Consider the following 14,755-nt stretch of genomic DNA (forward strand, 5'->3'; position numbering starts at 1 on the left):
TTGCCATTTATGCTCAAACGCCTTGCCTGGCTGGCGCTGTGTGTCTGCGCCCCGCTGTCCGCCGCGCCCCACATCGACCCTCAACGTTTGCAGCAACTGGCCAACGACCGCTTCTGGATTTCCCTCGGTCATTACGAAACCGCCAAGCTCGGTGGCTGGCGCAGCTACGTCAGCGACAAAAAATTCTTCCTCGCCCCCGACGGCAACGAACACCCCGACCATGAGCTGGCCGCTACCGTGCAAGCGCTGTACGCCCCCGCCAGTCTCGGTGAGCAACACGCCCAGTGCGTCTACCCGGCACGCACCCGCTGGCTGAAAGATCAACTCAACCTGACCGACCTGCCGACGCCGGACTGCGCCGAATTCAAGAAATGGTTCAAGGACGTCTCGCCCCACAGCGCAGTGATGATTTTCCCGGCGGCCTATCTCAACAGCCCGTCGTCGATGTTCGGCCATACCCTGCTGCGCATCGACCAGGCCGACGTGCAAAGCGACAAGACTTCGTTGCTCAGTTACGCGATCAACTTCGGCGCCTACATCGAAGGCTCGGACAACAGCATCCTGTACGCCTGGAAAGGCCTGATGGGCGGTTATCCGGGATTGTTCGCGCTGGTGCCCTACCAGGAAAAACTCTCGGAATACCGCAGCCTGGAAAACCGCGACCTGTGGGAGTACCGGCTCAATCTGACGCAAGCCGAAACCGCGCGAATGGTCGAGCATGTGTGGGAGTTGAAGCAGATCCAGTTCGATTACTTCTTCTTCGATGAAAACTGCTCCTATCGCCTGCTTGAACTGTTGCAGGTGGCGCGCCCGAGCCTGCGCCTGACCGAGCAATTCCCGCTGACGGCGATCCCCACCGACACCGTCAAAGCGGTGAAAGAAGCCGGGCTGGTCGAGCACATTGAATATCGCCCGTCCCGCGAGCGCGAACTGCTCAGCCGCGCCGAGCCGCTGAGCGGCGAAGAACAGGACTGGGTGCTGAAAGTCAGCACCGATCAACAGCAATTGCAGGACCCGGCCTTCAAGGCCCTGCCCCGGGACCGGCAAGCGCTGATCATCGACGCCGCGTATCGGCTGGAGCGCTACCGCGCCAACGGCCAGGAACGTGATCCACAGCGAGCCCAGCGCAGCTTCGAACTGCTACGAGCGATCAACAAGAACCCGGCGCCAGAGCTGCAAATTCCACAACCAGGCCTGCCCGAAGACGGCCATGAATCGCGCACCTGGCAGGCCGGTCTCGGCACTCGCGGTGACCGTGCTTTCGGTGAGTACGGCTTGCGCATGGCCTATCACGACCTCAACGACAACGCCGAGAGTTTCCCCCTCGGCGCGCAGATCGAAATCCTGCAGATGAAGCTGCGCCAGTACGAAGGTAATCACTGGCAATTCCAGCAACTGGATCTGGCGACCATCCGCTCGCTGACGCCGCGCAACGCGCTGTTGCAGCCGTTGTCGTGGCAAGTCACCGGTGGTCTTGAACGGGTGCCGGGCAAGCATGACGACGAGACGTTGGTCAGCCACGTCAACGGTGGCGGTGGCGGCACCTGGGCGTTGGGTGACGATGTGCTGGGGTTCGCCCTCGGCACGGTGCGCGTTGAACACAACAATGATTTCGCCGAGTTCGTTTCCCCCGCAGGCGGTTTCAATACCGGCGTGCTGTGGAAAAACCCGTTGGGCAATCTTAGCCTGGAGGCCAAAGGCGATTACTTCTTCAACGGTGAAGTGCGCCGCAGCCTGAGTCTGAACCAACAGTGGGAATTGTCGCGCAACCTCGGCCTGCGCCTGAGCGCCCAGCGTGAGTTCAGCCATCTGGCCACGCCGGAGACCGAAGTGATGCTGGAAGTGAAGTGGTATCACTACTGAGGTTTTGATCTTTCTTTCACGACCCATCGACGAATCCGCTTCTAGACTTTCCTTATCAGCCGTTTGACGGCCCGGGAGAGTGTGATGTGGCGGTGTGTGTTTTTTGCGGGCGTGTTGCTGTTGCTGGGTGGCTGTCAGAGCACCCACGAAGATCTGATTGCCAAGGGTTATCCACCGGCGTTCGCTGACGGTTTCGATGACGGTTGCATCAGCGGTCGCCAGGCCGCCGGCTCGATCAGCGGCGAGTTTCGCAAGAACGTGCCGCGTTATCTCAAGGACAAGCAATACGCCGAAGGCTGGAGCGACGGCTTCCGGCAGTGTCAGGCGATGCTGGAAAACAAGGACCGCGAACAGTATCGCAACGAACACTGGGACGAACGCGAACGCGCCTGGCAGCAGGAGAAGGATCAGGGCGCAGCGCGGGCTTATCGTTCGCAGTAGGTCGCTTCCAGACATCCAGCGAAACCTTTTGCCTGCGACCATGGCCCAACGGCTATAACAGGAGCCCACCATGAGTCGCGCTTTCGTCAACGAAGACAACGCCGCTGCGCAAGCCGATCAGCCGGTCGAACGGCAGGTCAGCACCCAGCCCAACTACGTCACGCCGCAAGGACTTGCCCAGTTGCAGGCGAAACTCGCCGAACTGCAAAGCCTGCACGCCGAACAATCCGCCAAGGGCGAACAGGCCGACAAACAACGACTGGCCGATCTCGAACGGGATTTGCGTTATTTCAATCAACGGGTCGCCAGCGCTCAGGTCGCACCGGCCCCGACGTCGAACGACAAGGTGCAGATCGGCAGTTGGGTGACCTACGCCGACGAACACGGCACCGAGCGCCGGGTGCAACTGGTCGGTGAAGACCAGGCCGATGCCGCCAACGGCCTGATCAACTGGGCCTCACCGCTGGGCCGTGCGCTGCTTGGCGCGCGGCTCAACGATGAAGTGCTGTGGCAGCGCCCGGCCGGTGATCAGCTGATTGAAGTGATCCGCATCGAGCGCTCTTGAGCCCCGTTGCTTAAACCACGCCTTGGGCGAGCATCGCGTCGGCGACTTTGACGAAGCCGGCGATGTTCGCGCCTTTGACGTAGTTGATCCGGCCGTTTTCCTCGCCGTAGTGCACACAGGCGTGGTGGATCGACTGCATGATCCCGTGCAACTTGCTGTCCACCTCGCCGCCCGTCCACAGCAGGCGCATGGCGTTCTGCGACATCTCCAGCCCGCTGACCGCCACGCCGCCGGCATTCGAGGCCTTGCCCGGCGCGAACAGAATCCCGGCCTCGATAAAGATATCCACAGCCTCAAGGGTGGTCGGCATGTTCGCGCCTTCGGCCACGCAGACGCAGCCGTTGCGCAGCAAGGTGCGGGCGCTTTCGGCGTCGAGTTCGTTCTGGGTTGCGCATGGCAGCACGATGTCGCACGGCAACGACCATGGCAATTGACCGGCGCGGAACTCCAGGCCGAAGGCGGAAGCCAATTCGCTGATCCGTCCGCGCTTGACGTTCTTCAGTTCCAGCAGCGCCAGCCACTGTTCTTCGCTCAGGCCCGCCTCGCAATACAGCGTGCCTTCGGAGTCGGAGAGGGAAATCACCTTGCCGCCCAGATCCATCACCTTGCGGGCTGCGTACTGCGCGACGTTGCCGGAACCGGAGATCGCCACGCGTTTGCCTTCGACGGTCTGCTCGCGGCGCTTGAGCATTTCCTCGGCGAAGTACACGCAACCGAAACCGGTGGCCTCCGGGCGGATCAGGCTGCCGCCGTAGGTCATGCCCTTGCCGGTCAGCACGCTGGTGAACTGGTTGCTCAGGCGTTTGTACTGGCCGAACAGGAACCCGATCTCCCGCGCGCCGACACCGATATCACCGGCCGGGACGTCCACGTCGGCACCGATGTGGCGGTACAGCTCGCTCATGAATGCCTGGCAAAAACGCATGACTTCGGCGTCGCTCTTGCCCTTCGGATCGAAGTCCGAGCCACCCTTGCCTCCGCCCATGGGCAGCGAGGTCAGGGAATTCTTGAAGGTCTGCTCGAAGGCGAGGAATTTCAACACGCCCAGATTCACCGAAGGATGGAAACGCAAACCGCCCTTGTAAGGGCCGATGGCGCTGTTCATCTGGATGCGGAAACCGCGATTGACCTGGACCTTGCCCTGATCGTCGACCCACGACACCCGGAACACCACCGCCCGCTCCGGCTCACAGATACGCTCCAGAATCCCCGAGGTCAGATAGTGCGGATTGGCTTCGAGAAACGGCCACAGGCTGCGCAGGACTTCTTCGACGGCCTGGTGGAATTCGGGTTGATCCGGATCGCGTTTTTTCAGACGGGCGAGGAAGGATTCGACGGATTCGATCATGGGAAAAGTCTCGGCAGATTTGTTGTCGTTGGAGGAGATTGAGCCGGACTGTAACAAACGATATGTACACAGCAACAGACAAAAATGTCGCATTTATGAAAACAAATAGTACACACGCTATAAAACAGTCTGCATTGCAGGCAAAAAAAAGCGGAGCCCGAAGGCTCCGCTTTTTCATGCAACCAACCCGTAATCAGGCCAGTTTCTTGTGGCGTACCCGGTGTGGCTGGGCCGCTGCTTCGCCGAGGCGCTTTTTGCGATCGGCTTCGTACTCGGTGTAGTTGCCCTCGAAGAACACTGCTTGCGAGTCGTCTTCGTACGCCAGGATGTGAGTCGCGACGCGGTCAAGGAACCACCGATCGTGAGAGATCACAATGGCGGCGCCCGGGAAGTCCAGCAGGGCTTCTTCCAGGGAACGCAGGGTTTCAACGTCGAGGTCGTTGGACGGTTCGTCGAGCAGCAGGACGTTGCCGCCCTCCTTCAGGGTCAGCGCCAGGTGCAGACGACCGCGCTCACCACCGGACAGGTCCTTGACGAACTTCTGCTGATCGCCGCCCTTGAAGTTGAAGCGACCGACGTAGGTACGCGACGGGATCTCGTAGTTGCCGATGCGGATCTGGTCGGAACCATCGGAGATCTGCTGGAACACGGTCTTGCTGCCGTCCAGGTCTTCGCGGCTCTGGTCAACGCAGGCCAGTTGCACGGTTTCGCCGATCTCGATGCTCCCGGAATCCGGGGTTTCCTTGCCCATCAGCATGCGGAACAGGGTCGACTTACCGGCACCGTTACCGCCGATCACGCCGACGATGGCGCCCTTCGGCATGGAGAACGACAGGTTGTCGATCAGGACGCGATCGCCGTAGCCCTTGGTGACGTTCTTGAATTCGATGACCTTGTCGCCCAGGCGTGGACCGGCCGGGATGTAGATCTCGTTGGTTTCCGAACGCTTCTGGAATTCCTGCGACTGCATTTCTTCGAAGCGTTGCAGACGAGCCTTGGATTTCGACTGGCGGGCCTTGGCGCCTTTGCGCACCCACTCCAGCTCTTCCTTCATGGCTTTTTCGTGAGCCGATTGCTGCTTGGATTCCTGGGCCAGACGATCGGACTTGGCTTCCAGCCAACCCGAGTAGTTGCCCTCGTAAGGAATGCCCGCGCCGCGGTCGAGTTCCAGAATCCAGCCGGCAACGTTGTCCAGGAAGTAACGGTCGTGCGTGATCGCTACCACAGTGCCCGGGAAGTCGTGCAGGAAGTGTTCGAGCCAGGCAACGGAGTCGGCGTCCAGGTGGTTGGTCGGTTCGTCGAGCAGCAGCATGTCCGGGGCGGACAGCAGCAGACGGCACAGGGCCACACGACGCTTTTCACCACCGGACAGGTGTTCGACCCTGGCGTCCCAGGCCGGCAGACGCAGCGCATCGGCGGCAACTTCCAGCTGGCGCTCCAGGTTGTGACCGTCGCTGGCCTGCAGGATCGCTTCGAGCTTGGCCTGTTCGGCGGCCAGCTTGTCGAAGTCGGCGTCCGGGTCGGCGTAAGCGGCGTAGACCTCATCCAGACGCGCTTGCGCATCCTTGATCACGCTGACCGCTTCCTCGACCACTTCGCGCACGGTCTTGGTCGGATCCAGCTGTGGCTCTTGCGGCAGGTAACCGATGTTCAGGTCCGGCATCGGGCGCGCTTCGCCTTCGAACTCGGTGTCGACGCCGGCCATGATTTTCAGCAGGGTGGATTTACCCGAACCGTTGAGGCCGAGTACGCCGATCTTGGCGCCGGGGAAGAAAGACAGCGAAATGTTTTTCAGGATTTCCCGCTTCGGCGGAACAACTTTGCCCAGCCGATGCATGGTGAAGACGTATTGAGCCATGGAGAACCTTGGGTCAGTGACTGATGAATGATTGGGACACAGGCAATGCCCGGCCAGACCGTGCGCGTCGTTCACTGGAAGATATCAATGCGTGCGCGCGGAAAGTCTAGGAGCTGGAACGCTCCCGCGTAACCGGCAAAGCTACCTGAATGACGGAAGGCAGTCCAGCCGAGCGGGGCTGGCACTTCGCCACAACTCAAGGCATGCTAGCCGCCTCTTGGGCGTCCGGCTTATAGTGCACGTCGCGCCAGTCCAGCCAGACCGCAGGATTACAGCTTGTCCAACGTCACTCCGCCAGCCTCTGTGAGCAGCACCCAACCGGCGCCCGGCTCGTCCCTGCGCGGAACATTGAAAGGCGCGCTGGCGACATTGGTGCTGTTGCTGCTCGCGCTGCTGTTCTGGCAACTGCTCGATCAACTGCGCGAAACCCAGAAAAACCAGCGCCAGTACACCATCGACTACACCGCTGACCTCGCCGCACAGGTCAGCCTGAACATGGCGTTGAACGCGCAGATCGCCCTCAACCTGCTACCGATCGTCGAACAACCGCAGTCGGCCGACGAACAGCAGGCGCTGCTGCGCAAACTTCAGAAGTCGCTGCCCGACCTGCGCAGCCTGGCCCTGCTCAGCCCCTCCGGAAAAATCCTCAGCGACAGCGCGACTGACAGCCAAGACGCCGATTACCTCAGCGATCTGGTACGCCGCAGCCGCGCTCAGGCGCATTACTTCAGCAATGACGACGACGGCTCGGTGGTGCATCTGCTGTTGCATCAGGCCAGTGGCAGCACTCGCGGTTACTGGGCACTGCGGCTGACACCCACCTTCTTTAAAGCACTGACTAAACAGGGCGAAACCGGGATCCGTCCTCTGTGGCTGGTGGAGAATCGCATCAACCATCAGATCATCAGCCGCGACGAAGCGATGCCCATCGGCAGCACCAGCGTCCTGACCCCGGACGATCTGGCCAACAGCGTGCTGACCGTGCCGCTGAGCAGCAGCGACTGGCAACTGCGTGGCCTGTTCGACCGTCAGCATGTGCTCGAACAACTGCTGCCGGCGTTCATCGGCAAATGCCTGTTGGGCCTGGCGCTCTCGCTGCTGCCGTTTATCGCGTTGCTCAACATGCGTCGCCGTCAGCGTCAGGTGCATGAAGGGCGTCGGCGTTATCAGGATATTTTCGAAGGCACCGGCGTGGCGTTGTGCGTGCTGGATCTTTCGGGGCTCAAGCAGGTTTTCGAAAAGGCCCAGATCCAGACCAGCGACCAGCTCAAGGCCTGGCTCGACCAGCCGGCGCAGCGCCAGCAATTGCTCCACGAACTGCGGGTGACCGAGGTCAACCAGGTCGCGCTGCAACTGCTCAACGTCAATTCCTGCGACCACGCCTGGCAACTGCTGATCGACGGCCAGCCGCAAAGTCAGTGCGCCATCGGCAATCAGGTACTCGACGCCGTGCTCCAGCAGCAAAAGCAGCTGGAACTGGAAATCAAGCTCCCGGACATCAATGGCCGCGACCAGCATCTGTGGCTGGTGCTGCGCCTGCCGCAGGAGCAGCACGACTACAAGGCCGTGATCCTGAGCATCAACGACATCACCAGCCGCAAACTGATCGAACTGTCGCTGCTGGAGCGCGAAGGTTTCTGGTCGGACGTGGTGCGCACCGTGCCGGATCACCTGTACGTGCAGGACGTGATCAGCCAGCGGATGATCTTCAGCAACCACCACCTCGGCCAGACCCTCGGTTACAACCGCACCGAACTGCATCAGATGGGCGAGTATTTCTGGGAAATCCTTCTGCACCCGGAAGACGCCGACTATTACCACCGCTCGCGGCAGATGCAGCGTCACGCCGGTTACAGCCAGTTGTTGCAATGCCAGCTGCGCTTCCGTCATCGCGACGGCAAATGGCGGCGCTTCGACATTCGTGAACAGGCGCTGGCCCGGGACAAGCACGATCAGGTGACGCGGATCATCGGCGTGGCCAAGGACATCACCGAGCAGATCGAAGCCAGCGAATCCCTGCGCGACAGCGAACAACGCTACCGGATGCTCGCCGAAAGCATCAGCGACGTGATTTTCTCCACCGACAGCCAGCTGTCGCTGAACTACGTCAGCCCGTCGGTGCAAGCGGTGCTGGGTTATGACGCCGAATGGATTTTCCAGAACGGCTGGCAATCGACCATCGCCAACCCACAGCAACTGAGCGGCATCTATCACCTGATGGATCGGGTCAGCAAAGCGCTGGGCAAACCCGAGCAACTGGTGACTTTGCGAAGCCAGGTGCAGACCCAGATGTTCCTGTTCGACTGCCTGCGCGCCGACGGTCGCAAGATCCCGATCGAACTGCGTCTGGTGCTGGTGTGGGACGAACATGGCGCCTTCGAAGGCGTGCTCGGGGTCGGCCGCGACATCAGCCAGCAGCGCCGCGCCGAGAAAGACCTGCGCATGGCGGCCACGGTTTTCGAGCACTCGACCTCGGCGATCCTGATCACCGACCCGGCCGGTTACATCGTCCAGGCCAACGAGGCGTTCAGCCGGGTCAGCGGCTACGCGGTCAGCGAAGTGCTCGACCAGTTGCCGAACATGCTGACCGTCGACGAACAGCAGGACGCGCACCTGCGCTACGTGCTCAAGCAGTTGCATCAGCACAGCACCTGGGAAGGCGAAGTCTGGCTCAAGCGCCGCAATGGCGAGCATTACCCGGCGTGGGTCGGCATCACTGCGGTGCTCGATGACGAGGGCGATCTGGCCAGTTACGTGTGCTTCTTCAGCGACATCAGCGAGCGCAAGGCCAGCGAGCAGCGGATCCACCGCCTCGCCTACTACGACGCCCTGACCCACCTGCCGAACCGCACGCTGTTCCAGGATCGTCTGCACACCGCGCTGCAATCGGCCGAGCGGCAGAAGTCGTGGGTGGTGCTGATGTTCCTCGACCTCGACCGTTTCAAACCGATCAACGACTCCCTCGGTCACGCCGCCGGTGACCGCATGCTCAAGGACATGGCCACGCGGTTGCTGGCCTGCGTCGACGATGACGACACCGTGGCGCGGATGGGCGGCGACGAATTCACCCTGCTGCTGCAACACCGCTCCAGCCGCGAGATGGCGCTGAACCGGGCGATCCACGTGGCCGAACAGATCCTTGGCAGTCTGGTGCGGCCGTTCGTGCTGGAGGGTCGCGAATTCTTCGTCACCGCCAGCATCGGTATCGCCCTGAGCCCGCAGGACGGCAACGAACTCAGCCAGTTGATGAAGAACGCCGACACCGCGATGTACCACGCCAAGGAGCGCGGCAAGAACAACTTCCAGTTCTATCAGGCCGACATGAACGCCAGTGCGCTGGAGCGCCTGGAACTGGAAAGCGATCTGCGCCACGCCCTGGAGCAGAACGAATTCGTGCTGTATTACCAGCCGCAGTTCAGCGGCGACGGCAAACGCCTGACCGGCGCAGAAGCCCTGCTGCGCTGGCGTCATCCCCGCCGCGGACTGGTGCCGCCGGGGGACTTCATTCCGGTGCTCGAAGAACTCGGGCTGGTGGTGGACGTCGGCGACTGGGTCATCAGCGAAGCCTGTCGCCAGCTCAAAACGTGGCACCAGAGCCGCGTGCGCGTGCCGAAGGTCTCGGTGAACATTTCCGCCCGGCAGTTCTCCGACGGCCAGCTCGGCACGCGGATCGCCACCATCCTCAAGGAGACCGGCCTGCCGCCGGCGTGCCTGGAGCTGGAACTGACCGAAAGTATCCTGATGCGCGAAGTCAGCGAAGCGATGCAGATCCTTGCCGGTTTGAAGAACCTCGGCCTGAGCATCGCAGTCGACGACTTCGGCACCGGTTACTCATCGCTGAACTACCTCAAGCAATTCCCGATCGACGTGCTGAAGATCGACCGCACCTTCGTCGACGGCCTGCCGTCCGGCGAGCAGGACGCGCAGATTGCCCGGGCGATCATCGCCATGGCCCACAGCCTGAATCTGGCGGTGATTGCCGAGGGTGTGGAAACCCATGAACAACTGGACTTCCTGCGCGAGCATGGCTGCGACGAGGTTCAGGGTTATCTGTTCGGGCGGCCGATGCCGGCGGGCCGGTTCGAGGCGCAGTTCAGCAATGATGCGCTGTTCATGTTCGACTGAAGATCGGCGGCGCAATCTTCGCGGGCAAGCTCACTCCCACAGGGATTGATGTTGATCACAAAATCGCGGGCCGGCCTCGGTTATTGTGCGAACCGGCTGGTCAGCGAAGGCCGGCACGGACGCCACATATCTGGTCATGAACGCCACTTGTCTGCGACATGATGTCGTTTCATATGCCATCCAAAACCTGTTGGGGTAGAATGCCCCCCTTTTCTGCCCCCGATCCTTGAGGACCGCCATGTTCAGCCGTGATTTGACTATTGCCAAGTACGACGCCGATCTTTTTGCCGCCATGGAGCAAGAAGCCCAGCGCCAGGAAGAACACATCGAGCTGATCGCTTCGGAGAACTACACCAGCCCAGCGGTGATGGAAGCTCAAGGCTCGGTACTGACCAACAAGTACGCCGAAGGCTACCCGGGCAAGCGCTACTACGGTGGTTGCGAGTACGTCGACGTTGTCGAGCAACTGGCCATCGACCGCGCCAAGGAACTGTTCGGCGCCGACTACGCCAACGTTCAGCCGCACGCTGGCTCCCAAGCCAACGCCGCTGTCTACCTGGCCCTGCTGTCGGCCGGTGACACCATCCTGGGCATGAGCCTGGCTCACGGCGGTCACCTGACCCACGGCGCCAGCGTTTCCTCCTCCGGCAAGCTGTACAACGCCATCCAGTACGGCATCGATGCCAACGGCCTGATCGACTACGACGAAGTCGAGCGCCTGGCGGTCGAGCACAAGCCGAAAATGATCGTGGCCGGTTTCTCTGCCTACTCGCAGATCCTCGACTTCCCGCGCTTCCGCGCCATCGCCGACAAGGTTGGCGCCTACCTGTTCGTCGACATGGCTCACGTGGCTGGTCTGGTCGCCGCTGGCGTCTACCCGAACCCGGTTCCGTTCGCTGACGTCGTGACCACCACCACCCACAAGACCCTGCGCGGTCCACGTGGTGGCCTGATCCTGGCCAAGGCCAACGCCGACATCGAGAAGAAGCTGAACTCCGCCGTATTCCCGGGCGCCCAAGGTGGCCCGCTGGAGCACGTGATCGCCGCCAAAGCGATCTGCTTCAAGGAAGCACTGCAGCCTGAGTTCAAGGCTTACCAGCAACAAGTGGTGAAAAACGCCCAGGCCATGGCCGGCGTGTTCATCGAGCGCGGTTTCGACGTGGTTTCCGGCGGTACTGAAAACCACCTGTTCCTGCTGTCGCTGATCAAGCAGGAAATCTCCGGTAAAGACGCCGACGCCGCTCTGGGCAAAGCGTTCATCACTGTGAACAAGAACTCCGTGCCAAACGACCCACGCTCCCCGTTCGTCACCTCCGGCCTGCGCTTCGGTACTCCGGCAGTGACCACTCGCGGCTTCAAAGAGGCGGAGTGCAAAGAGCTGGCGGGCTGGATCTGCGACATCCTGGCTGACCTGAACAACGAAGCGGTGATCGACGCCGTTCGTGAGAAAGTCAAAGCCATCTGCAAGAAACTGCCGGTATACGGCGCTTGATTGCGACGTTAAACCCGTAACATGAAAAACCGGCCAGTGATGGCCGGTTTTTTTCGCCCGCAAGAAAGTTTCGATCGCTAAATGGCTCAAGGTCGGGGCCTCGCGCTCAACTGGTCAGACCGGTCATGCCAATTCGTCATTTTTCACTTGCGATCCCTAAAAAACAGCGCCTAGACTGCACACGCACTGGACATACCGGTAAGACCACAATAATTAAGTCCTGAATCTGATGCGCCCCGCGCACGGCAGCCAGGACACCGACCAGGATTCCTCCCATGCTCAGATGGTGCTCGCGTTCAATCTTCCTCCAAGTGGTTCTCGGACTGATGCTCGGCATCGTCTGCGGACTGACCCTTCCCGAATACTCGGCCCAGCTCAAACCGCTCGGCGACGGTTTCATCAAACTGATCAAGATGCTCATCGGCCTGATCGTGTTCTGCGTGGTGGTCAGCGGCATCAGTGGCGCCGGCGACTTGAAGAAGGTCGGGCGCATCGGCCTCAAGTCGGTTATCTACTTCGAAGTACTGACCACCATCGCCCTGGTGATCGGTCTGGTGTTTGCCTTCACCACCGGGATCGGCAGCGGCGCCAATATCCATCTGGAGCAGCTGTCCGCCGCCGACATGGGCGACATCGCCGAACGCGGCCAGCACATGCACACCACCACCCAGTTCCTGATGGACCTGATCCCGACTTCGGTACTCGGCGCCTTTGCCGACAACAACATCCTGCAAGTGCTGTTGTTCTCGGTGCTGTTCGGCAGCGCGTTGAATCTGGTGGGCGAAGCGGCTTCCGGGATCTCGCGGCTGATCAACGAACTGAGCCATGTGATCTTCCGGATCATGGGCATGATCGTGCGTCTGGCTCCGATCGGCGTGTTCGGCGCCATCGCCTTCACCACCAGCAAATATGGCCTGGATTCGCTGCAACACCTGGGCAGCCTGGTCGGTTTGTTCTACCTGACCTGCATCGCTTTCGTCGCGCTGATTCTCGGTCTGGTAATGCGTCTTTCCGGCCTGCGAATGTGGCCGTTGCTCAAGTACCTGCGTGAAGAGTTGCTGATCGTCATGGGCACAGCGTCCTCCGACGCCGTGCTGCCGCAGATCATGCGCAAGCTTGAACATCTGGGCATCGGCAGCTCGACTGTCGGGCTGGTGATTCCCACCGGTTACTCGTTCAACCTCGACGGTTTTTCGATCTACCTGACCCTGGCCATCGTGTTCATCGCCAACGCCACCGGTACACCGCTGGCCATGACCGATCTGCTGACGATTTTGCTGGTATCGCTGATTACCTCCAAAGGTGCCCACGGCATTCCCGGTTCGGCGCTGGTGATTCTCGCGGCCACGCTGACGGCGATCCCGGCGATCCCGGTGGTCGGTCTGGTGCTGGTACTGGCGGTGGACTGGTTCATGGGCATCGGCCGGGCGCTGACCAACCTGATCGGCAACTGCGTCGCCACCGTGGCCATCGCCCGTTGGGAAAAGGACATCGACGTGCAGCGGGCGAACAAGGTGCTCAACGGCGAGCAGGGCTATAACTTTCAGCCGAGAAAAACGGTCGCTCAAGCGGCGGCCAAAGAATTCTGAATGAGCGCCGTGCCTGCGCCAATGCAGGCACGGCTCATGGAGCGAACACGTGATTACTACATCAACCGTCGTCAACTCAGTGGTGGAAAAACTCCGGGCCGCGCTGGCCCGGGGTCAGTGGCGCTCCGGCGAAATGCTGCCGGGCCAGCGTGAACTGGCCGAACAACTGGGCATCAGCCGCCCGAGCCTGCGTGAAGCGGTGATCGTGCTGGAGACCCTTGGCCTGGTGCGCTCGATGCCCGGCAAAGGCGTGGTGGTCCTCGACGCCCAGGCCAGTGACAGCCAAAGCCACGACAGCGCCGTGGCCGGCGCCAGCCTCGAAGACGTGCTGCAACTGCGCTACACCCTTGAACCGTTCATCGTTGGTCTGGTGGCGCAGTCGATCAGCAGCAAGGAAGTCGGGCAACTGCGCCTGACCCTGATGGACATGCGCGAAGCCCTCGAAGCGGGTGACAGCGAGGCCGGCGTCGGTGCCTACATCGCCTTCCACGAAGAACTGTTCACCCTGACCTCGAACCCGATTTTCCAGAGCGTGGTGCAACAGACCAGCAATGCCCTCAAGCAAAGCGCCGAAGTGCTGCGCAATTCACCGGAGCACCTGGCCGAACGCCTTGAGGAAAACGAAGCCGTAGTACGCGCGATCCGCAGCAAGAACAGCGCCCAGGCCAGCGCCGAAATGCGCCGGCACATCCTGCGTGAAGGCCAGCGGATGGGCATCGAGCTGAATATCCCGGATGACAACCTGAGCCACTGACACGCCTCACACTGGAGACCGGCCATGAACAGTCTTGCCACGCCGTCGCATCCTCGCCCGACCCCGACGGCCCTGCCCTTCTCCCGCCTGCACGCGCCGGTGGAGGATCTGTATCCGCGCCTGTTCGACGCAATCCTCGAACAGCGCATCGATGCTGCCAGCCGTTTCACCGAAGAAAGTCTCAAGCAGATGTTCGGCGTCAGCCGCGCCGATGTGCGTCGGGTGCTGACCCAGCTGTCCCACGAACAGATCATCGTGCTGCGGGCCAACCATCGACCACGAGTGGCCGCGCCGGACGCCGAGCAGACACGTCAGGCCCTGCACGCCCGGCGTCTGGCCGAGAACACGCTGGTGCGGCTGGCTTGTCAGCATGCGCAGGCTGAAGATTTGAAGCGCCTGCGAGCACTGATCGAACGGGAGCGTCAAGCTGTGGATCAAGATCGGCGCGGGGCGGCAATTCGCCTGTCCGGGGAGTTTCATTTGCAGGTAGCGAAAATGGCGCAGAATGCACCTTTGGCGCATTTTCTCGGCACGTTGGTGCCGTTGACCTCACTGGCGATTGCGCGATGCACAGAAACCACGCACAGCTGTTGCGGCTGGCAGGATCACGCCCGGATCGTCGAGGCGATCGAGCGTGATGACTCCGTCGAGGCGGCGTCGCTGATGAACCGTCATCTGGATCACCTGGAGCAGACGATTCTCAGCGGCTCCACGCACTGA

Annotated in this window: 10 protein-coding genes; 8 read left to right on the top strand and 2 right to left on the bottom strand. The window is 61.3% G+C overall.

Translation table 11 applies throughout. The features are described from left to right. Positions 1–9: 9 nt before the first annotated feature. From JKA62_RS16590 to JKA62_RS16600, 3 genes are all read left to right on the top strand, one after another. On the top strand, positions 10–1,863 hold the full coding sequence (locus JKA62_RS16590; protein ID WP_201818690.1) for an Lnb N-terminal periplasmic domain-containing protein: 1,854 nt from the start codon (positions 10–12) through the stop codon (positions 1,861–1,863). Positions 1,864–1,947: 84 nt separating this feature from the next. Beyond that, positions 1,948–2,304: a hypothetical protein gene (locus JKA62_RS16595; protein ID WP_011336018.1), complete on the top strand. Its 357-nt coding sequence runs from the start codon at positions 1,948–1,950 to the stop codon at positions 2,302–2,304. A gap of 70 nt (positions 2,305–2,374) precedes the next feature. After that, entirely contained in the window at positions 2,375–2,869 is a 495-nt protein-coding gene (locus JKA62_RS16600) for a GreA/GreB family elongation factor (protein WP_201818692.1), read from the top strand. Positions 2,870–2,879: 10 nt separating this feature from the next. On the opposite strand, the gene gdhA is transcribed toward JKA62_RS16600, so the two are convergent. Further along, entirely contained in the window at positions 2,880–4,217 is a 1,338-nt protein-coding gene (gene gdhA, locus JKA62_RS16605; protein WP_201818694.1) for an NADP-specific glutamate dehydrogenase, read from the bottom strand. A 193-nt stretch (positions 4,218–4,410) separates the two neighbouring features. Further along, positions 4,411–6,075, bottom strand: coding sequence for an energy-dependent translational throttle protein EttA (ettA, locus tag JKA62_RS16610; protein ID WP_011336021.1), 1,665 nt, complete (start codon positions 6,073–6,075; stop codon positions 4,411–4,413). A 276-nt stretch (positions 6,076–6,351) separates the two neighbouring features. Here ettA and JKA62_RS16615 point away from each other — a divergent pair, with 276 nt between their 5' ends. The 5 genes from JKA62_RS16615 to JKA62_RS16635 all read left to right on the top strand — a co-directional run bounded on the left by JKA62_RS16615 (position 6,352) and on the right by JKA62_RS16635 (position 14,755). Further along, positions 6,352–10,200 carry a sensor domain-containing protein gene (locus JKA62_RS16615; protein ID WP_201818696.1) on the top strand — a complete coding sequence of 1,283 codons (3,849 nt, stop codon included), beginning with the start codon at positions 6,352–6,354 and terminating at the stop codon, positions 10,198–10,200. 238 nt (positions 10,201–10,438) lie between these two features. After that, positions 10,439–11,692 carry a serine hydroxymethyltransferase gene (gene glyA / locus JKA62_RS16620; protein WP_007950978.1) on the top strand — a complete coding sequence of 418 codons (1,254 nt, stop codon included), beginning with the start codon at positions 10,439–10,441 and terminating at the stop codon, positions 11,690–11,692. Positions 11,693–11,967: 275 nt separating this feature from the next. Further along, positions 11,968–13,281 carry a C4-dicarboxylate transporter DctA gene (locus JKA62_RS16625; RefSeq protein ID WP_011336023.1) on the top strand — a complete coding sequence of 438 codons (1,314 nt, stop codon included), beginning with the start codon at positions 11,968–11,970 and terminating at the stop codon, positions 13,279–13,281. Positions 13,282–13,330: 49 nt separating this feature from the next. Beyond that, positions 13,331–14,035, top strand: a complete 705-nt coding sequence (locus JKA62_RS16630) for a FadR/GntR family transcriptional regulator (RefSeq protein ID WP_201818698.1) — start codon at positions 13,331–13,333, stop codon at positions 14,033–14,035. Between the two features lie 24 nt (positions 14,036–14,059). Beyond that, a complete protein-coding gene (locus tag JKA62_RS16635; RefSeq protein WP_201818700.1) occupies positions 14,060–14,755 on the top strand; it encodes a GntR family transcriptional regulator in 696 nt (231 codons plus the stop codon).

It is taken from the genome of Pseudomonas sp. B7 (genome assembly GCF_016735645.1).
In the GTDB taxonomy this organism is placed as follows: Bacteria; Pseudomonadota; Gammaproteobacteria; order Pseudomonadales; family Pseudomonadaceae; genus Aquipseudomonas; species Aquipseudomonas glycinae.

Bases quoted from the DNA above. Each gene is read 5' to 3' on its own strand.
- JKA62_RS16625 (WP_011336023.1), top strand. From the start codon at position 11,968: ATGCTCAGATGGTGCTCGCGTTCAATCTTCCTCCAAGTGGTTCTCGGA.
- gdhA (WP_201818694.1), bottom strand. From the start codon at position 4,217: ATGATCGAATCCGTCGAATCCTTCCTCGCCCGTCTGAAAAAACGCGAT.
- JKA62_RS16595 (WP_011336018.1), top strand. From the start codon at position 1,948: ATGTGGCGGTGTGTGTTTTTTGCGGGCGTGTTGCTGTTGCTGGGTGGC.
- glyA (WP_007950978.1), top strand. From the start codon at position 10,439: ATGTTCAGCCGTGATTTGACTATTGCCAAGTACGACGCCGATCTTTTT.
- ettA (WP_011336021.1), bottom strand. From the start codon at position 6,075: ATGGCTCAATACGTCTTCACCATGCATCGGCTGGGCAAAGTTGTTCCG.
- JKA62_RS16600 (WP_201818692.1), top strand. From the start codon at position 2,375: ATGAGTCGCGCTTTCGTCAACGAAGACAACGCCGCTGCGCAAGCCGAT.
- JKA62_RS16635 (WP_201818700.1), top strand. From the start codon at position 14,060: ATGAACAGTCTTGCCACGCCGTCGCATCCTCGCCCGACCCCGACGGCC.
- JKA62_RS16590 (WP_201818690.1), top strand. From the start codon at position 10: ATGCTCAAACGCCTTGCCTGGCTGGCGCTGTGTGTCTGCGCCCCGCTG.